Raw genomic sequence first — 16,757 nt, 5'->3', positions numbered from 1 at the left:
AGGCGCGTAGCGTTGCCGGCACTCCTTTGATCCGCGATGGCCGAGCAGAACCCGGCGGCGCCTCAGCGCTGGCCCTACGTCCTGGGATGTGGCTTCGCCATGGGCGCCGCCGATGTGGTCCCCGGGGTCTCGGGGGGCACGATGGCCTTCATCCTCGGCATCTACGGCACCCTGCTGGAGGCTGTCTCGGGCTTTGACTTCGAGCTCCTCGGCCTCCTGCGACGCGGCGCCTGGGCGGAGGCCGCCGAGCGGGTCCATCTGGGCTTTTTGCTGCCCCTGCTGGCTGGCCTGTTCGGGTCAGTCCTGGTGCTGGTGCGCCCGATCACCTGGCTCTATGTGAACCAGCCGGCCCTGCTCTTCGCCTTTTTCTTTGGTCTGATCGTCGGCTCGATCGTGTTGATCGCCCGCCATGCCCATTGGGGCGCCGCCGGTCTGGTGGCGATGGTGGTTGGTGTGGCGGCGGCGCTGCTGCTGGTGACCCGTACGCCGGTGACCATGCCCCACGACCCCTTCACGATCTTCTGGAGCGGGGCCGTGGCGATCATGGCGATGATTCTTCCGGGCGTCTCGGGCTCCTTTCTGCTGCTGGTGCTCGGCCAGTACCAGTACGTGATGGAGGGGGTGAAGGCCCTGGATCTGGCGACCCTGGTGCCCTTTGCCCTGGGCTGTGCCACGGGGCTGCTGCTGTTTGTGCGTCTGCTGAGCTGGCTGCTGAAGCGCTGGCATGGCCAGACCGTGGCCCTGTTGATGGGTTTCATGGCCGGCTCCCTCTGGAAGATCTGGCCCTTCCGCACCGTGCTGGAGAGCACCACCAACGCCAAGGGCAAGTTGATCGTCCTGCGGGATGCCCTGGCGGCGCCCCCCAGCGGCTCGGCCTTCGCCCTGGCCCTGCTGCTGATGGGCCTAGGCGTGCTCTTGGTCTTGGGCCTCGAGCGGATTCAAGAGCGGATGGGCGCTGCCGAAATGGGCGGCTGAGTCCAATCCGTTGATGCCGCTCCCTTGCCCCGCCGGTGAAACTGGGGGCTGCTTTTTGCTGCACCCATGGCGTCCCACGAGCGTGGTCACCCCCCCGAGCAGTGGGGGTCATCCATGGGCTTCGTGTTGGCCGCCGCAGGCAGCGCGGTCGGTCTGGGCAATCTCTGGGGCTTCGCCTATCGGGCCTCCCAGGGGGGCGGCGCGGCCTTTGTGCTCCTCTATCTGCTGATCGTCTCGCTGGTCTGTCTGCCGGTGCTGGTAGCCGAGATGGTCCTGGGGCGCAGCACGGGCCACGCCCCCCTGCTGGCTCCGATCACCGCCGGCGGTCGCCGCTGGGCCCCGCTGGGTTGGCTGTTCCTGGCCGCCGCGATGGGGATCCTCAGTTACTACGCCGTCCTGATGGGCTGGACGGGCCGCAGCTTGATCCATGCCTTGAGTTCGCCGCTCCCAGCCGACATTCCCGCGGCGGAGCGCTTCTTCGCCGGCATCAGCAGCGGCGGTGATGCGGTGCTGGGGCACCTGATCAGCCTGGCCCTCACCGGGGTGGTGGTCGCCGCCGGCATCAAGGCCGGCATTGAGCGCCTCACCCGCTGGGCCATGCCCCTGCTGTTTCTCCTGCTGCTGGCCCTGGCGATCTGGGCGGCCTTTCTGCCCGGAGCCCATGCGGGCTACAGCGGTTTTTTGCTGCGCTGGGATCCCAGCAAGCTCACGGACCTGGGCACGATCCGCAACGCTTTCACCCAAGCCTTCTTCTCGATCGGCACCGGCATCGGCGCGATCTTGGCCTACGCCACCTACCTCGATCGCAAGAGCGCTCTCCCCGGTGAAGCGGTGGCGGTGGTGGGGATGGACACCGCCGTTGGCCTGATGGCCGGCTGCATCACCTTCCCGCTGGTGGCCAGCTTTGGTCTGGTGGATGTGGTCAGCGGCAGCACCGTGGGCACCCTCTTCATCAGCCTGCCGACGGGCCTGGCCTCCCTGGGGGGCGGTGGCCGGGTGGTGGCGGCTGTCTTCTTCCTATTGGCCTACGTGGCTGCGATCACCTCATCGGTCTCGCTGCTGGAGGTGCCGGTGAGCTCGTTGATGGATCGCCTCGGCTGGAGCCGCTCCCGGGCCGTCTGGCTGATGGTGCTGCTGATTGCCGTGATCGGCCTTCCTTCTGCTTTGGACATTGGGGTGCTGGAGCGGATGGATGCCCTCTTTGGCGGGGTCTGCCTGATCGCCGGTGGTCTGCTGCTGGCCCTGCTGCTGGGCTGGCAGGTGCCCGATCGTTTCCGCAGCGATCTGCTGGAGTCGGGGTCCTCGCCTCAGCTCGTTCGTCTGCTGCGTTGGTCCCTGCGTTGGATTTCGGTGCCGGCCATCAGCCTGGGCCTGCTGATCTCGATCATCGATCTGGCCAAGAGCTGGAGCGGCGCTGGCGCTTAACTGAGCGGAGCTTTCGTCTCCCCATGGCCCTCGGTCCCCAGTGGCTCCAGCGCTTCAACTTCATTGAGCGGGCGAAGCTGGAGCGTCAGCTCTGGGAGGCCTTTGAGCGGGGCGAGCCGATCGAGACCCTGGTCGAGGAGTGTGAGCCCGGGTTTCAGAAGGAGGTCTGGAGCACCACGGCCACCCGCATCCGCAAGATCGAGCAGATGATGAAAAACCAGCAGGCTCCCAAGCCCAAGCCCTAGGCCCTGAGCCACTCCGTCAGGCCGCCGGGCTTGTCGATCAGTTCGATCCCCTGGGCCTTGAGTTCATCACGGATCCGGTCGGCGGCGGCAAAGTCCTTGGCTGCTTTGGCCGCCTTACGGGCTTCGATCTGCGCTTCGATCTCAGCGTCGCTCGGACCGCCGCCGCTCGCGCTGCCCTCGGCTCCCTCGTGCTTCAGCCCGACGACTTCGGCCAGCTCCAGCAGCAGGGCCAGTTGCTGTTGATGGCTGGCTTGCTCCAGTTCACCTGCGGCGCTGGCGTCGCCGCGCTCGATCCGGTTGGCCAGACCCCGCAGGGGCTTGGCCAACTCAAACAACACCGCCAGGGCGGCGGAGGTGTTGAGGTCATCGTCCATGGCCGCGGCGAAGCGTCCGCGCGCATCCGCCAGGGCAGTTGGCAACTCTGAGGCGGCGGGGGTGGTGTCGCCGGCCAGACCGAGGGCGGCGTTCAGTCCTTTCCAGCCAGTGGCGGCGGCCTCGAGGGCTTCCGCGGTGAAGTCGAGGGGTTTGCGGTAGTGGGCCTGCAGGGTGAACAGGCGCAGGGTCATTGGCGAGACCCCGGAATCCAGCAGGGCGCGGATGGTCGTGAAGTTGCCGAGGGATTTCGACATCTTCTGGCCGCCGACATTGACCATGCCGTTGTGGAGCCAGTAATGGGCCAGCTCCTTGCCGGTGGCGGCTTCCGATTGGGCGATCTCGTTCTCGTGGTGCGGGAAGACCAGATCGGCACCGCCCAGGTGGATATCGATGGTGTCGCCGAGTTCCTCGCGCACCATGGCTGAGCACTCGATGTGCCAGCCCGGGCGCCCCTGGCCCCAGGGGGAGGGGAAGCTGGGTTCGCCGGGTTTGGCTCCCTTCCAGAGGGCGAAGTCAAAGGGGTGCTGTTTGCGGGCTTCCTCGGCACTGGCCACCCGACCGGCGGCGTTGTCCTGCTGCTGCTCCAGATCGCGGCCGCTGAGCTTGCCGTAGCCGGCGTGCTTCATCACGGCGAAGTAGACGTCACCATCGGCGGAGTAGGCCGCCCCTTTGGACTCCAGCTCGCTGATCAGGCCGCGGATGGCATCGAGGCTGCGGGTGGCCCGCGGCATCCGATCCGCCGGCAGGATGTTCAGACGCCCCATGTCGGCGACGAAGGCGTCGATGTTGCGCTCGCTGACCTCCTCCATCGAGCTGCCCTCTTCGCTGGCGCGGTTGAGGATCTTGTCGTCGATGTCGGTGTAGTTCTGCACGAAGGTCACGGCGTAGCCGCACCAGCGCAGGTGGCGGCGCAGCACGTCCCAGGCGATGTAGCTGCGGGCGTGGCCCAGGTGGCAGAGGTCGTAGACCGTGACCCCACAGCAATAGATGCAGACCCTGCCCGGCTCGATCGGCTTGAACTCCTCGACGCGGCGGGTGAGGGTGTTGGTGAGCCGCAGGGTCATTTCGCTTCCATCCAGTTGGGGCCAACGCCGGTCTCCACCACCAGGGGCACAGACAGGGTCACCGCGCGCTCCATGGTTTCACGCGTGAGGTTGAGCACCGTCTCCAGGGCCTCGGGGGCGGCTTCGAGCACCAGTTCGTCATGGACCTGCAGCAGCAGCCGTGCGGGCAGGGCGCTCTCGGTGAGCCGTTGCTGCAGCTGCACCATCGCCAGCTTGATGATGTCGGCGCTGGAGCCCTGGATCGGGGCGTTGGCGGCGGCGCGCAGTTGCTGGGCTTCCATGCCGCCGCGGCGGGCGACCTCCAGTTCGATCTCCAGGGGGTCCTTGCCCAGGTGACGTCCCAGGCCGCTGGGGTCAAAGGCAAAGGGTCGCCGGCGCCCCAGGATCGTTTCGACGTAGCCGCGGCTGAGGGCGAGCCGCTCCTGCAGCTCCAGGAAGGCGAAGACCTTCGGGTAGCGCTGCTTGTATTTGCTGAGGAACTCCTTGGCTTCGGCCTGGCTGACCCCCGTTTCCCGGGCGAAGCGCTGCACGCCCATCCCGTAGATCACCCCGAAGTTGATCGTCTTGCCCAGGCGGCGCTCGTCGCTGGTGACCTCGTCTTTTTCAAACAGCAGCCGGGCGGTGAGGGCGTGGACGTCATCACCGCTTTGATAGGCCTTCACCAGCACCTCCTCGCCGGAGAGGTGGGCCAGGATCCGCAGCTCGATCTGGGAGTAGTCGGCGCTGATCAAGGTCCAGCCGGCCTCCGGCAGGAAGGCCTTGCGAATCCGCCGAGAGAACTCCGTGCGTACGGGAATGTTCTGCAGGTTGGGGTTGCTGCTGGAGAGCCGTCCGGTGGCGGTGACGGCTTGGTTGAAGTCCGTGTGAACCCGTCCGGTTTCCGCCTCCATCAGGGCCGGAAGGGCATCGACATAGGTGCTCTTGAGCTTGCTCAAGGTGCGGTGCTCCAGCACCAGGGGCACCACAGGGTGGGCGTCCTCCAGCTTCTCGAGCACCGTCGCGTCGGTGCTCCAGCCGGTCTTGGTCTTGCGGGACTTCTTGCGATCGAGCCCGAGGGTGTCAAAGAGCAGCTCACCGAGCTGCTTCGGTGAGGCCAGGTTGAAGTCCGTGCCGGCGGCCTCCTTGGCGTCGCTCTCCAGTCGCTCGAGGGTGGTCTTGAGTTCCCGGCTGAGTTCGCCCAAGTAGTCGGTGTCGATGCGAATGCCGGTGGCTTCCATCAGGGCCAGGACCGGCTCCAGGGGCAGCTCCACCTGATCGAGCAGCGCCGTGAGGGGCTCACCCAGGGCCTCGAGTTGGCCGCGCAGCAGTGGGGTCAGGCGGTAGGTGACATGGACATCCATGCCGCAGTAGAGGGCGGCCTGGGCCATGGGGACGGCCGAGAAGTTGGCGCCCTTGGGGACCAGCTCGCTGTAGCTGGTGGGCAGGAAGCCGAAATTCCGCTGGGCCAGCAGTTCGAGGCCGTGTTTGGCGTTGGCATCCCGCAGGTAATCCGCCAGGAGGGTGTCCATGACAACGCCCGCCAGGGGCAGACCATGGCGCAGCAGGATCAGCCGGTCGTACTTGGCGTTCTGCAGCGTTTTGGGGTGCGCGGCGCTGCTGAGCCAGGGAGCCAAGGCCCCCAGTACTTGGTCGAGGGGGAGTTGCGCTGGATCGCTTAGTTCCGCCTGATGTCCCAGGGGGATGTAGGCCAGCTGATCGAGTCCTTCTCCCCAGCAGACTCCGAGGCCCACAAGTTCGGCCTGGAAGGGGTTGAGGCTGGTGGTTTCAGTGTCCAGCGCCACCGGGCTCTGGCGGTCGCAGCAGCCCAGGAGCCTCTGCACCAAGGCCTCGAGTGCCTCGCTACTGGTGATCAGTTGGGGCGCAAGGGCCGGCGGTGCAGCGTCGCGGGCGTCTCCGTCATCGGCGGCCGGATCGCTGAGTGCTTCGGCTTTGGCTTGGGGTTCGGCGGCGGCGACGGCCGGCGGTGGTTCGTTGGAGAAGACCGTGGCGAAGCTGTTGACCTGGCGCCGCAGGCTGAAGAGCTCCAGTTCCTCCAGGCTTTCGGCGAGGGAGTCGCTCTTGACTGCACCGAGGGGCAGACGCGGATCCGTCGGCAGGGGAATATCCACCAGGATTTCCGCCAGCATCCGCGAGCGGTAGGCGTTCTCCCGGTCCGTGCTGAGCTTGCCCAGCAGCGCCCCCTTCAGGGCTCCCTTGGGATCTTTGGCCTTGGGGCCCGCGGCTTCGAGTTGCTCCAGCGCCGCGTAGATCCCATCGAGGTCGCCGTAGGCCTGCAGCAGGTTGATGGCGGTCTTGGGACCGACGCCTTTGACGCCCGGAATGTTGTCGCTGCTGTCGCCCGTGAGCGCCTTGAGGTCCACGACCTCTTCAGGCGTGACCCCCAACTTGGCCACGACACCATCGCGGCGAATCTCGAGCGGTCCGCTGCTCTTGGCATAGGGCCCACCCCCCATATAGAGGACAGCGATGTCGCGCTCGTCGTCCACCAGCTGGAAGAGGTCACGGTCACCCGAGAGGATGCGCACCCGCCAGCCATCGTTGGCGGCTCGATTGGCCAGGGTCCCCAGGACATCGTCGGCTTCGTAGCCGGGAGCCATGCAGAGGGGAATGTCGAGGGACTGCTCGAGGATCTGCTGCAGGTTGCCCAGATCCTGGAAGAAGTGTTCTGGCGCTACGTCACGATGGGCTTTGTAGGCCTCGTCAGCTTCATGGCGGAAGGTGGGTTCAGCCGTGTCAAAGGCGATGACCACCCCCTGGGGGGCCAGGCCTTTGCAGTTGTCCAGCAGGGCCTTGAGAAAGCCATAGGTGACCGAGGTGGGAATGCCCTCTTTGGTGCTCAGTCCCCCCTCGCCACCTTTGCTGAAGGCGTAGAAGCTGCGGAAGGCCAGGGAGTGGCCATCCACCAGCAGCAACAGGGGTTTGAGGGTGGTGCCGCCGGTCAAAACGCCCTGGAGATCAAGTGGGCCCAGCCTGGCAGAACGGGCCGGGCTGCTTTGAGTTCCTGCGGCCGTTATCGCTGGTGGCTCGAGCGCCAGTGGCAGCCGCAGGCCCCGCGGTTGCTGTTCGTCGGGCTGAATCCTTCCCGCGCCACGGCCGAGCGTGATGATCCGACCCTGCGGCGCTTGATCGCGTTTGCCCAGGCCTGGGGCTACGGATCGCTAGAGGTGCTGAACCTGTTCGCCCGCATCTCGGCCAGTCCGGCGGTGCTCCGGCGCAGCGCCGATCCGATCGGCCCGCAGACCGACCAGTGGTTGCGGCGGCGTCTGGGCGTCCTGGCGGACGCGCCCGGGGCCGCGGTCTGGCTGGGATGGGGCAACGGCGGCCGCTGGAGGGATCGCGACCAAGCGGTGTTGCGCCTCTTGCGGCAGCAGGGTGTGCCGCTGCTGGCCCTCGGGCTGACCGCCAGCGGCCAGCCCCGGCATCCGCTCTATGCCGCCAAGGCTGCGCAGCCGCTGCGTTTGACCCATTCTGGGGAAGAGCTTCGGCCTGGTTGAGCGCCTCGATGACCCGCACCCCCAGCCGCTATGCGATCCATCTGCTGCTCTCCGGCGGGCATGAGCAGGTGGTGCACTTCCCCAGCCTGGACGCCTTTCAGCAGTGGTACGGCACGGTGCTGAATGCCGGTCCGGCCGATGCCTTCATCAACGTGCCGATCACGGAGTTGCCCGGTGAGTACCTGGTGGTGCGCCCCAGCGCCGTGAAGGGGATCCGAGTGGAGCCGGTCTTCGGTGCCCTCGATGACGATGACTTCTGAGCTGATCTGGGGCTTTTCGTTTTTTGCCGGTGCCCTGGCCCAGCTGATCGCACGCCTGAGTGGCTGGCCCTCGGTGGTGCTGCTGCTGGCGTCGGGGCTGCTGATTGGTGATGCCGGACTGGATTGGGTGCAGCCCGAGCGCCTGGGGGGAGGGCTGGAGTCCTTGGTGGGCTTGCTGGTGAGCTTGGTGCTCTTTGACGGCGGCCTGAATTTGCGTCTGGCCGGTCGCGATCTGCAGCGCACGGTGCTGCAGTTGGTGCTCACCCGTGGTCTGCTCGGGCTGGTGGGCGGAGCCCTGCTGGCCCATGAGCTGGCGGGGTTGTCCTGGCCCTTGGCCTGGGTGTTTGGGGCCATTGCCCTGGGGACAGGGCCCACGGTGATCACGCCCTTGGTGCAGCAGATGCGTCTGGTGCCGCGCCTTTCGGCGGTGCTCGAGGCTGAAGGCCTGATCCTGGAGCCGGTGGGGGCCGTGTTGGCCCTGCTGCTGCTGCAGTTGGCCTTGGGTGATTTGTCCCAGTGGGATCAGGTCCTGCCGCTGTTGCTGCTGCGCCTGGGCGGTGGGGTGTTGATGGGTGGGTGTTGCGGCTGGCTTCTGGTCCTGGTGCTGCAGCGCCTGCCGAGTGAGGCCGAGGGCCTCCGGTTGCAACTGAGCTTGGGGGTGTTGTTCCTGTTGGTGAGTGGCACCCAGGTGCTCTTGCCGGAGGCGGGGCTCCCGGCGGCGGTGTCGGCGGGGATCGTGGTCGGCCTGCGGCTCAAGGACGAAGCGAGCAACCTTGATGCCCTGATTGCCCACCTGGCCCAGCTGGCGATCACGGTGCTATTTCCCCTCTTGGCCGCGGATCTCTCCTGGGCTGAGCTCTCGCCCTTGGGCTGGGGTGGTGTCAGCTGTGTGGCCGCCCTGATGCTGTATCGCTGGCTGGTGGTTCAGGCCGGGTCGGTGGGCCTGCCGGGATTGAGTTGGGGCGACAAGTTGATGCTCAGCTGGGTGGCGCCGCGGGGAATCGTGACGGCGGCCGTGGCCAGCTTGTTTGCCCTGAAATTGAGCGCCGCCGGGGTGAGTGGCGGCGGTGCGCTGAAGGGCCTGGTGTTCCTGATGATCTTGATCACCGTGGCGGTGCAGGGGCTGTCTGCTCCCCTGCTGGCACGGCGCTTGGGGCTCGTGGAGAGCGACCTAGAGGCTGCGCTCGATGCGAGCCCTGGCCTCGCCACTGGGCTGGAGCAGCAACCAGGTGGTGAGCAGGTCGGGACCTTCAAGGCTGCCGAGTAGGGCGGCCCGCAGGGTCTTCATCAGGACGCCTTTCTTGACGCCGGCATCGGCCACGGCCTTGCCCAGCAGTTCTTGGGCGGCCTCGGCTGTCAAAGCGCCCTCGGGCAGATGCTCGAGCAGGGCCTTTAGGGCTGGGCGGGCACCGTCAAGCTCGAGTTGCTTGAGGGCGGCCTCGCTGAGTTCGGGGCGCTCAAAGAAGGGACGGGCCTGCTCGATGCCGTCCTTGAGGGTGACCAGCGAGGGACCGAGCAGGGCGCAGAGTTCCTGGAGCCAGCTGGCGTCGCTATGGCTCCAGCCCAGGGCCTTCCATTGGGGCTCGAGTTCAGCCAGAAGTTGCTCAGGGCTGCGCTCGTGGAGCACCTGGCTATTGAGCCAGTTGAGCTTGTCCCAGTCGAAGCGGGCTCCAGCTTTGTTGACCCGATCAAAGCCAAAGACCTGGGCCGCGTCGCTCAGGCTGAACCGCTCCTCCATGCCCTCCGGCGGCGACCAGCCCAGCAGGGTCATGTAGTTCGCCAGGGCCTCAGCGGTGTAACCCTGCTCGCGGAAGTCATTGACCGAGGTGACGCCGTCGCGCTTGGAGAGCTTCTTGCCTTCCTTGTTCAGGATCAGAGGGGTGTGGGCAAATTCGGGGACGGGTGCACCGAGGGCTGCGTAGAGCAGCAGCTGCTTGGCGGTGTTGGCGATGTGGTCTTCGCCTCGGATGACATGGCTGATGGCCATGGCGGCGTCATCCACGACCACCACCAGGTTGTAGAGGGGGTCGCCGATTTGATCGGCCGGAGCGCGACGGGCAATGACCATGTCGCCGCCCAGGTCGCTACCGGACCAGCGCATGGCGCCGCGGACCAGGTCGTTCCAGGTGATGACGGCCTCGTCATCAATGCGAAAGCGGATGGTGGCCTCGCGTCCCTCGGCGATGTAGGCCTGCTCCTGCTCTGGGCTGAGGTCGCGGTGGCGGTTGTCGTAGCGGGGGGCGCGGTTGGCGGCCGCCTGCTGCTCCCGCATTTCAGTGAGCTCTGCTTCGCTGGCATAGCAGCGATAGGCCTTGCCGGAGTCCAGGAGCTGCTGAATGGCGGCGCGATGGGCCTCGATTCGCTCGCTTTGGATCACGGGCTCCGCGTCCCAGTTGATCCCCAGCCACTTCAGCCCTTCAAGGATGTTGGCGGTGTATTCCGGCTTGCTGCGCTCCTTGTCGGTGTCTTCGATCCGCAGCAGGAACTCCCCACCGAGGTGACGGGCGAAGAGCCAGTTGAAGACCGCCGTGCGAGCGGTACCGATATGAAGCGTTCCAGTCGGGCTGGGGGCGAGACGCACACGGACCGCCGCTCCAGTTCCTGTCACTGGCGTTGACCTCAAGGTGGAAACGGGACTGACGGGATTCGAACCCGCAACTTCCGCCGTGACAGGGCGGTGCTCTAACCGGTTGAACTACAGTCCCTTGAGCGCTCTAAGAGCTCTCTCCGTCTGGAATTTCAAGGCCCCAGCCGTGTCGCGTTTGCGACCTCAAAAGTATCCGTTGTCGCCCTGCCCTCCGTCAACACACTCAGGGCCTGAGCCGGCAAACCTTGTGAACTGGCACTGGTTTTGGGCACAAAAAAACCCGCCAAGGGCGGGCTTGAGATGGTGATGAGCGGAGCTCAGACGATCAGGGGCGGAAGCCGGCGGGTTCGATCAGGCGGACCTGATTGCCACGGGCGGTGAACTCACGGCCTTGGTCGCTCTGGACGACGACACGACCGCCGGATTTGACGCGGATCACCCGGGCACGAACCCAGCCGAGGGCGGCGGATTCCAGAACCTTGACCACATCACCGGGCTGTAGATCCAACTCCATGTCCGGAAACGAGAGACTGCAGGTAGGGGACATCGAACGCGCCGTGGAGGACTTGAACCCCCGACATCAGGTTTTGGAGACCTGCGTTCTACCAACTGAACTAACGGCGCAGGGCCGATGTCCCCTCTTCAAAGACTTCTGCTGAGCAGAGGTCTTCAGTGGCCACTCCTGGGAGAAGTGGCCGATGTGCTGGAGGCGGTGAGCCTCAGCGATCGAAGCGCTGCTTGACGCGAGTGGCTTTGCCCACCCGGTCGCGCAGATAGAAGAGCTTCGCCCGACGCACCTTACCGCGGCGCTCCACCTTGATGGAAGCCACTTGGGGGCTGTGGATCATGAAGACGCGCTCCACGCCGACGCCCTGGAAAATGCGGCGAACGGTGATGGTCTCGTTGAGGCCGCCGTGGCGCTTGGCGATGATCACGCCTTCGAAGGGCTGGATGCGCTCCTTGTTGCCCTCGGTGATGCGGACGCCGATCCGGACGGTGTCGCCGACGTAGATGTCGGGGAGCTCCTTGGGGTTCTTGGCGATCTGCTCGGCCTCAAAGGCCTGCATCAGGGCGTGGGCGCTGAGCTTGCCCACAGTGGCTTTTGCAGCAGCAGGCTTTTCGGCCACAGCTACGGCGGAGTCAGTTGCAGCCTCGGTGCCGGCGGCTTCCTGGGTCTCTTCGTTCTTGATCTCGTCGGTCATGTCCTTGGAATCCGCTGCCATCCCAGCTCCGTTAAAACGCCTGGCCAAACAACCAGTGTACTGGCTCAAGGTGCCCCCGAATTCCGGGGGCGCAGACGCCACAGCCGGCGGATTGCCAGGGTGGTGCCTGTGACCAGCATCCATAGCAGACCGAGCCCGTTGAGCAGCACGTAAATCGGCTCCGCGGTGGTGCCCAGCCATTCCCCTTCGTGCAGGACCATCAGCCAGTGCACCTGGTCCCGGCCGAAGCCGCCCCAATCCTTCAGAAGCCGATAGGCCATTCCGCTGCAGACGGTCAGCAGCAGCGGCAGCACCACCAGCGGAGCGATGGCGGCGTGGAGGCGCCGCATCCAGGCCAGGGTTGCTTGCATGCGGCACAGTCCAGGGCTCAGGTTCTAACTTGCAGAGAGCAGGCCTGCACTGGCGCGATGAACCTCTTTGCTGATTTGCTGGCCGCCACCCAGAAAGAACAAGGTCAGGTGCCCCAGTCGGCGGTGACCCAGACCGGCCCCCGGATTCAGAAAAGTCGCCGCGGTGTCGAGGTCAAGAGCGCGCGTGAGATCGAGACGATGCGCCAGGCCAGCCGGATCGTGGCCACGGTCCTGCGGGAGATCATGGAGTTGGCCCAACCGGGCATGACCACAGGGGATTTGGACGCCCACGCGGAGAAGCGCATTCGCGAGATGGGTGCGACGCCCAGCTTCAAGGGCTACCACGGCTTTCCCGCCAGCATTTGCGCCTCGATCAACAACGAGGTGGTCCACGGCATCCCCAGCAACAAGCGGGTGATTAAGGCCGGGGACTTGGTCAAGGTCGACACCGGCGCCTACTTCGACGGCTACCACGGCGATAGCTGCATCAGCCTGTTGGTCGGTGAGGGTGCTTCCCAGGAGGCCCAGGACCTGGCGCGGGTGGCCCAGGAATCACTGATGAAGGGCCTGGCGACGGTCAAGGCGGGCAGCACCCTGCTGGATCTGGCCGGTGCGGTTCAGGACCACGTCGAGGCCAACGGTTTTGCGGTTGTGGAGGACTACACCGGCCATGGCGTGGGCCGCAACCTGCATGAGGAGCCCTCGGTTTTCAACTACCGCACCCGGGAGCTGCCGAACATGAAGCTGCGCCCGGGCATGACCCTCGCGGTGGAGCCGATCCTGAACGCCGGCAGCAAGGTTTGCCGCACCCTGAAGGACCGCTGGACCGTGGTGACCGTTGACGGCAGCCTCTCGGCCCAGTGGGAGCACACCATCGCGGTGACCAGCGACGGCTGCGAGATCCTGACCGACCGCGACTTCTAGGGCCGGCTGCTGACCAGCCGGAAGTAGGCCCAGCGACTGAGGGTCGCCAGGGGCATCAATAGATAAGTCAAGGGGTTTGGTGTGACGATCACCAACCCCAACCCCCAGTGGGTCTGCCGCAGGATTTCCCGGGCGACAAACGCAGCAGACATCAGCCCGATGGGATTGAGGGCGGAGCGAAATGGGCCGAGGACCAGCCGGCGGATTCGGAAGGTCTCCGTGGCCAGGTCCAGGCTCCTCAGGCTCACCAGTTGGCCCTGCAGCCGTTTGCTGATCTCATAGAGCGGGCTGACCGCCGCTTGGATCTCGGCCTCGGAGGTGTTGATCCAGACCTCCCGTTTTCGCGTGCCGTCTTCCTGCTGGGCGTAGAGCTCGAGCAACCTCCAGCTGCTGAGGGCATTGACCTCGAGCGATCGCACGATCGCTTCGGGGCTGCGCTCGCCATGGCAGTTCACGCCATGGTTGATCACCAAGATGTCGGCCCGCGCCAGCACGTCGCTCAGGGCCTGCTCCTGGCCCACGCTCCAGCGCACCTGTTCGAGGGGGATGGGGTCCCCATTGGCGCGTTCAATGCGTAGCGGTCGATCGCTGCTGGTCAGGGCGATCAGCTGCGCTCCCTCCGCGTCGAGCTGCTGCAACAGGGCTTGGCCCAGGCTGCCGCTGGCTCCAGTGAGGGCAACGGTGCGTCCTTGAAAGCGCGGCAGTCCCATGCAGCGGTGGGCGATGGCCTCAGCTTGCGCCATCCTCGGTGCAGAGGACGGTGCTTGGCATGTCGGCGGGGCTGGTGGCCTTGTTCGCTCCCTATTGCCAGGGGAGCGCGCGCCCGGCGGAATTGGAGCGTGCCCTGGAGACCTTGGCCCGTGGCTCCTGCTCTGGGGTGCGTCAGCTCAAGCCCGCTGGGCAGCGGCCCTTTGAGCTGCGTTGGCGGGCGGGGGTGGCTCCTTCGGAGCCGGCGCAGTTGCAGTTGGTGGTGGAGGCGGATCCGACCCGTCCGACACCGGCACTGCCTGGGGCGAGCTACGCCTGTTCAGTGGCCACCTCTCAGCTGGTGCTCTGGCTGATGGATTGCAGGGAGCAGGACGGTTCGATGGATCTGCCGGAGAGCTTCTGGCAATGGTTGTTGCTTGGACTCGATCCGCCCCCCGGCACCCCTTAGATTCGATTGAACAACTGGGTTGACATGGGCCAGGGCAACGCGGCGAATCACGCTTGTTCCCCCGCCCTGCTGATCGGTTCCTGTGCGCCCTTCAGTGGCAAATCGGCGGTGGTGCTGGGCTTGGCTCGCCAGCTGCTGCAGCGTGGAGTGAGCGTTCGGCTTGGCAAACCCCTGGCCGATAGCGCTGAGGGTTCCGACCCGTTGATCGACGATGACGTGCGCTTTGTCGGCCAGATCCTCGGACTCAAGGATGACCAGCTGGTCCCTTCGGTTCATCTCAAGGACGCCGAAGCAGCTCGGGCGCGTCTGCTGGATGGCAACCTCCAGCCAGGGGCTGGATTCCAGCGGCTGCAGCAGCAACTGCAGTCCTCGAGCGAGGGGCTGACCTTGATGGAGGCCTCAGGCAGCCTCAACGATGGCCGTCTCTATGGACTGAGCCTGGCCCAGGTGGCCCAGGGCTTGCAGGCGCCAGTACTGCTCGTCCATGCCTGGGACGACAGCAGCAGCGTTGAGCCCCTGCTCGCCGCGCGCGATCAATTGGGTGAGCTGCTGGCTGGGGTGGTGCTCAATGGAGTGCCCCCCGCCCAGGTGACGGCCCTGCGCGCTGATGTGGTCCCCGCCCTCGAGCGGCTTGGCCTGCCGGTGCTGGGGGTGATGCCCCGCTCGCCACTGCTGCGCAGCGTCACCGTCGAGGAATTGGCTCGCCGCCTCGATGCCCGGACCCTCTGTTGCCCTGAGCGGCACGATCTTCTGGTCGAGACCCTGTCCATTGGTGCGATGAACGTGAACTCCGCCATGGAGTTCTTCCGTCGCCGCCGCAACATGGCTGTGGTCACGGGTGCGGACCGCACCGATATCCAATTGGCTGCGCTGGAGGCCTCGACCCAGTGCTTGATCCTCACGGGTGCGGGTGAACCGTTGCCCCAGTTGATCTCCAGGGCTGAGGAACTTGAGGTCCCCTTGCTCAAGGTCGACCACGACACCTTGACGACCGTTGGGGTGATCGAAAACGCCTTCGGTCAGGTTCGACTGCATGAATCGGTGAAGGCCACCTATGCCTTCCGCCTTGTGGAAGAGCATTGCGATTTTGAGCGGCTTTTCAGTCGCCTACGGCTGCCAGTCCCTGCGTAATCACTGCTAGTTTCGAAACGTCAGCTGGTGTTATGCGTTGACCCGGTCTCTTGATTTGCCGGCCCTCGACCGGATTGACACCCTGGCTCAAGAGCTGGCGATGCTCCAGGACCGGAGTAAGCGTCGCATTGCCATTCTCGGCAGCCGCCATGTGCCGGTGGTTTCGGTCCACCTGGTGGAGTTGGTGGCCCGCTCCCTGGCCCAGGAGGGGCACAGCTTGATTACTTCGGGCTCCCAGGGCGTGAATGCCGCTGTGATTCGCGGTGTCCTGGAGATCGACCCTTCACGGTTGACGGTGCTGCTGCCCCAAAGCCTCGATAGACAACCCCGGGAATCCCGCGAGCAGCTCGATCGGGTTCTGCACCTGGTCGAGAAACCGGAGAACGACGAACTGCCGTTGCCGATGGCCAGCAGCCTCTGCAACCAGGAGATCATTCGCCGCTGCGATCAGCTGATTTGCTTTGCCTTCCACGACAGCGAGACCCTGCTGGCGAGCTGCCGAACCGCAGAAGACATGGGCAAGGTGGTCAGCCTGATGTTCTTCGACTGACCCTCCTGCTCAGTTGGCCGCGGCAATGACGGCCTGGAGTCCATCCCAATAGAGAAGACCGGCGCAGGTCATGGCACCGGCCCAGCAGAGGGAGCGAACGGGCGGAAGGTTGGCGACGTAGGCGGCGATGTAGCCCAGTCGCAGGGCCGGATAGATCCAAGCGGCGGCGATGGCCACCGGCGAGCTGACGCCGGCCATCAGGCAAATCAGCGCGGCCGGGGCATAGAGGGTGAAGGCTTCAAAGCTGTTGAGGTGTGCCCAGTTGGCCCGCTTGCCCCAGTCCGGCAGCCGCTCGGCCATGGCCCGGGGGGCTGCCAGGTCGCTCAGTTGGAAGTCGGCCTTGGAGCGAGCCGCGCCGAGGGGCACCAGGCTGGAGACCACAACACCGGCGCTGAGGAAGAGCGACCAGGCAAAGGCGGGATGCATCGGGGCCAACGGGCTTGGGTTGCCTCCTTTTCTAGGCTGAGCCCGGTTCACCCCGCGCGACCGCATGGCCTCCAGCTACTCCTTCGACGTCGTCTCCGATTTCGATTGGCAGGAATTGGTGAACACCCTGGACCAGGTGCGCCGCGACGTCTCGACCCGTTACGACCTCAAGGATTCGGGCACCGAAGTGGACCTGGAGGAGACCAGCCTGACGATCACGACCGCAAGCGATATGACGCTGCAGGCGGTTGAGGACGTGCTGCGTCAGAAGGCGACCAAGCGCAACCTCTCACTCAAGATCTTCGACTTCCAAACCCCTGAGCCCGTCGGCGGCAACAAGGTCAAGCAGGTGGTCAAATTGCGCAAAGGGCTCAGTCAGGAGCTGGCGAAAAAGCTCAGCAAAACCATTCGCGACGAGCTCAAGAAAGTCACTGTCGCCATCCAGGGTGATGCCCTGCGGGTGACCGGCAAAAGCAAAGATGACCTTCAGGCGGTGATTCAGCTGCTGAAGGACCAGGACGTCGAAGTACCCCTGCAGTTCCAGAACTACCGCTAGACCACAGCGTTTCTGT

At 65.5% G+C, this 16,757-nt stretch carries 19 protein-coding genes and 2 tRNA genes; 11 read left to right on the top strand and 10 right to left on the bottom strand.

Annotated features, from left to right (window positions below):
* Positions 1-36: 36 nt before the first annotated feature.
* The 3 genes from ACXIQ9_RS03645 (at position 37) to ACXIQ9_RS03635 (ending at position 2,645) form a co-directional block, all read left to right on the top strand.
* Positions 37-975, top strand: coding sequence for a DUF368 domain-containing protein (locus tag ACXIQ9_RS03645; RefSeq protein WP_247477359.1), 939 nt, complete (start codon positions 37-39; stop codon positions 973-975).
* A 66-nt stretch (positions 976-1,041) separates the two neighbouring features.
* A complete protein-coding gene (locus ACXIQ9_RS03640) occupies positions 1,042-2,400 on the top strand; it encodes a sodium-dependent transporter (protein WP_459015669.1) in 1,359 nt (452 codons plus the stop codon).
* Between the two features lie 23 nt (positions 2,401-2,423).
* Positions 2,424-2,645, top strand: coding sequence for a hypothetical protein (locus ACXIQ9_RS03635; RefSeq protein WP_459015667.1), 222 nt, complete (start codon positions 2,424-2,426; stop codon positions 2,643-2,645).
* Here ACXIQ9_RS03635 and cysS read toward each other — a convergent pair.
* On the bottom strand, positions 2,642-4,084 hold the full coding sequence (gene cysS / locus ACXIQ9_RS03630; RefSeq protein WP_459015665.1) for a cysteine--tRNA ligase: 1,443 nt from the start codon (positions 4,082-4,084) through the stop codon (positions 2,642-2,644). The two genes, ACXIQ9_RS03635 and cysS, sit on opposite strands and share 4 nt — an antisense overlap.
* Positions 4,081-7,026 carry a DNA polymerase I gene (gene polA / locus ACXIQ9_RS03625; RefSeq protein WP_459015663.1) on the bottom strand — a complete coding sequence of 982 codons (2,946 nt, stop codon included), beginning with the start codon at positions 7,024-7,026 and terminating at the stop codon, positions 4,081-4,083. Before polA ends, cysS begins: the two co-directional genes overlap by 4 nt.
* Here polA and ACXIQ9_RS03620 point away from each other — a divergent pair.
* The 3 genes from ACXIQ9_RS03620 to ACXIQ9_RS03610 are packed head-to-tail and all read left to right on the top strand — an operon-like array spanning position 6,976 to position 9,105.
* Positions 6,976-7,578: a DUF1643 domain-containing protein gene (locus tag ACXIQ9_RS03620; protein WP_247477394.1), complete on the top strand. Its 603-nt coding sequence runs from the start codon at positions 6,976-6,978 to the stop codon at positions 7,576-7,578. The two genes, polA and ACXIQ9_RS03620, sit on opposite strands and share 51 nt — an antisense overlap.
* An 8-nt stretch (positions 7,579-7,586) precedes the next feature.
* On the top strand, positions 7,587-7,838 hold the full coding sequence (locus tag ACXIQ9_RS03615; RefSeq protein WP_296415649.1) for a hypothetical protein: 252 nt from the start codon (positions 7,587-7,589) through the stop codon (positions 7,836-7,838).
* Positions 7,828-9,105, top strand: coding sequence for a cation:proton antiporter domain-containing protein (locus ACXIQ9_RS03610; RefSeq protein ID WP_459015805.1), 1,278 nt, complete (start codon positions 7,828-7,830; stop codon positions 9,103-9,105). Before ACXIQ9_RS03615 ends, ACXIQ9_RS03610 begins: the two co-directional genes overlap by 11 nt.
* Here the strand turns inward: ACXIQ9_RS03610 and gltX are convergent.
* The 6 genes from gltX to ACXIQ9_RS03580 all read right to left on the bottom strand — a co-directional run bounded on the left by gltX (position 9,010) and on the right by ACXIQ9_RS03580 (position 11,998).
* Positions 9,010-10,446 (bottom strand): glutamate--tRNA ligase, encoded by a 1,437-nt coding sequence (gltX, locus tag ACXIQ9_RS03605; protein ID WP_459015660.1) that lies wholly within the window; start codon positions 10,444-10,446, stop codon positions 9,010-9,012. The genes ACXIQ9_RS03610 and gltX overlap by 96 nt on opposite strands.
* Before the next feature lie 23 nt (positions 10,447-10,469).
* A tRNA-Asp gene (locus tag ACXIQ9_RS03600) sits at positions 10,470-10,543 on the bottom strand.
* A gap of 207 nt (positions 10,544-10,750) precedes the next feature.
* Positions 10,751-10,939 carry an SH3 domain-containing protein gene (locus tag ACXIQ9_RS03595; protein WP_006043540.1) on the bottom strand — a complete coding sequence of 63 codons (189 nt, stop codon included), beginning with the start codon at positions 10,937-10,939 and terminating at the stop codon, positions 10,751-10,753.
* Between the two features lie 37 nt (positions 10,940-10,976).
* Positions 10,977-11,049 (bottom strand) — tRNA-Trp (locus tag ACXIQ9_RS03590).
* Positions 11,050-11,144: 95 nt separating this feature from the next.
* Entirely contained in the window at positions 11,145-11,648 is a 504-nt protein-coding gene (gene rplS / locus ACXIQ9_RS03585) for a 50S ribosomal protein L19 (protein WP_010315765.1), read from the bottom strand.
* 44 nt (positions 11,649-11,692) lie between these two features.
* On the bottom strand, positions 11,693-11,998 hold the full coding sequence (locus ACXIQ9_RS03580) for a hypothetical protein (RefSeq protein ID WP_010315768.1): 306 nt from the start codon (positions 11,996-11,998) through the stop codon (positions 11,693-11,695).
* Positions 11,999-12,055: 57 nt separating this feature from the next.
* On the opposite strand from ACXIQ9_RS03580, the gene map reads away from it, so the two are divergent.
* The gene (gene map / locus ACXIQ9_RS03575) at positions 12,056-12,922 is read left to right on the top strand and encodes a type I methionyl aminopeptidase (RefSeq protein ID WP_010315770.1); all 867 of its coding nucleotides are present in this window, start codon (positions 12,056-12,058) and stop codon (positions 12,920-12,922) included.
* Here the strand turns inward: map and ACXIQ9_RS03570 are convergent.
* Positions 12,919-13,665, bottom strand: a complete 747-nt coding sequence (locus tag ACXIQ9_RS03570) for an SDR family NAD(P)-dependent oxidoreductase (protein ID WP_459015657.1) — start codon at positions 13,663-13,665, stop codon at positions 12,919-12,921. The genes map and ACXIQ9_RS03570 overlap by 4 nt on opposite strands.
* A gap of 26 nt (positions 13,666-13,691) precedes the next feature.
* On the opposite strand from ACXIQ9_RS03570, the gene ebsA reads away from it, so the two are divergent.
* Genes ebsA through ACXIQ9_RS03555 form a run of 3 tightly spaced genes read left to right on the top strand, consistent with a single transcriptional unit; the run spans position 13,692 to position 15,759 of the window.
* The gene (ebsA, locus tag ACXIQ9_RS03565; protein ID WP_459015655.1) at positions 13,692-14,078 is read left to right on the top strand and encodes a type IV pilus biogenesis protein EbsA; all 387 of its coding nucleotides are present in this window, start codon (positions 13,692-13,694) and stop codon (positions 14,076-14,078) included.
* A 24-nt stretch (positions 14,079-14,102) separates the two neighbouring features.
* Positions 14,103-15,209, top strand: a complete 1,107-nt coding sequence (locus tag ACXIQ9_RS03560) for a phosphotransacetylase family protein (protein ID WP_459015653.1) — start codon at positions 14,103-14,105, stop codon at positions 15,207-15,209.
* Positions 15,210-15,246: 37 nt separating this feature from the next.
* The gene (locus ACXIQ9_RS03555; RefSeq protein ID WP_010315776.1) at positions 15,247-15,759 is read left to right on the top strand and encodes an LOG family protein; all 513 of its coding nucleotides are present in this window, start codon (positions 15,247-15,249) and stop codon (positions 15,757-15,759) included.
* A gap of 9 nt (positions 15,760-15,768) precedes the next feature.
* Here the strand turns inward: ACXIQ9_RS03555 and ACXIQ9_RS03550 are convergent, their stop codons facing one another.
* Positions 15,769-16,185: an MAPEG family protein gene (locus tag ACXIQ9_RS03550; protein WP_459015651.1), complete on the bottom strand. Its 417-nt coding sequence runs from the start codon at positions 16,183-16,185 to the stop codon at positions 15,769-15,771.
* A 64-nt stretch (positions 16,186-16,249) separates the two neighbouring features.
* On the opposite strand from ACXIQ9_RS03550, the gene ACXIQ9_RS03545 reads away from it, so the two are divergent.
* Entirely contained in the window at positions 16,250-16,741 is a 492-nt protein-coding gene (locus ACXIQ9_RS03545; protein WP_010315780.1) for a YajQ family cyclic di-GMP-binding protein, read from the top strand.
* The last annotated feature ends 16 nt before the right edge of the window (positions 16,742-16,757 follow it).

Source organism: Synechococcus sp. LTW-G (assembly GCF_054459035.1).
This window is presented reverse-complemented; position numbering and strand designations above follow the sequence as displayed.

Bases quoted from the DNA above. Each gene is read 5' to 3' on its own strand.
- ACXIQ9_RS03550 (WP_459015651.1), bottom strand. From the start codon at position 16,185: ATGCATCCCGCCTTTGCCTGGTCGCTCTTCCTCAGCGCCGGTGTTGTG.
- ACXIQ9_RS03645 (WP_247477359.1), top strand. From the start codon at position 37: ATGGCCGAGCAGAACCCGGCGGCGCCTCAGCGCTGGCCCTACGTCCTG.
- ACXIQ9_RS03635 (WP_459015667.1), top strand. From the start codon at position 2,424: ATGGCCCTCGGTCCCCAGTGGCTCCAGCGCTTCAACTTCATTGAGCGG.
- ACXIQ9_RS03640 (WP_459015669.1), top strand. From the start codon at position 1,042: ATGGCGTCCCACGAGCGTGGTCACCCCCCCGAGCAGTGGGGGTCATCC.
- ACXIQ9_RS03595 (WP_006043540.1), bottom strand. From the start codon at position 10,939: ATGGAGTTGGATCTACAGCCCGGTGATGTGGTCAAGGTTCTGGAATCC.
- ACXIQ9_RS03570 (WP_459015657.1), bottom strand. From the start codon at position 13,665: ATGGCGCAAGCTGAGGCCATCGCCCACCGCTGCATGGGACTGCCGCGC.
- cysS (WP_459015665.1), bottom strand. From the start codon at position 4,084: ATGACCCTGCGGCTCACCAACACCCTCACCCGCCGCGTCGAGGAGTTC.
- ebsA (WP_459015655.1), top strand. From the start codon at position 13,692: ATGTCGGCGGGGCTGGTGGCCTTGTTCGCTCCCTATTGCCAGGGGAGC.
- ACXIQ9_RS03615 (WP_296415649.1), top strand. From the start codon at position 7,587: ATGACCCGCACCCCCAGCCGCTATGCGATCCATCTGCTGCTCTCCGGC.
- ACXIQ9_RS03545 (WP_010315780.1), top strand. From the start codon at position 16,250: ATGGCCTCCAGCTACTCCTTCGACGTCGTCTCCGATTTCGATTGGCAG.
- ACXIQ9_RS03560 (WP_459015653.1), top strand. From the start codon at position 14,103: ATGGGCCAGGGCAACGCGGCGAATCACGCTTGTTCCCCCGCCCTGCTG.
- ACXIQ9_RS03610 (WP_459015805.1), top strand. From the start codon at position 7,828: ATGACTTCTGAGCTGATCTGGGGCTTTTCGTTTTTTGCCGGTGCCCTG.
- rplS (WP_010315765.1), bottom strand. From the start codon at position 11,648: ATGGCAGCGGATTCCAAGGACATGACCGACGAGATCAAGAACGAAGAG.
- map (WP_010315770.1), top strand. From the start codon at position 12,056: ATGAACCTCTTTGCTGATTTGCTGGCCGCCACCCAGAAAGAACAAGGT.
- ACXIQ9_RS03580 (WP_010315768.1), bottom strand. From the start codon at position 11,998: ATGCAAGCAACCCTGGCCTGGATGCGGCGCCTCCACGCCGCCATCGCT.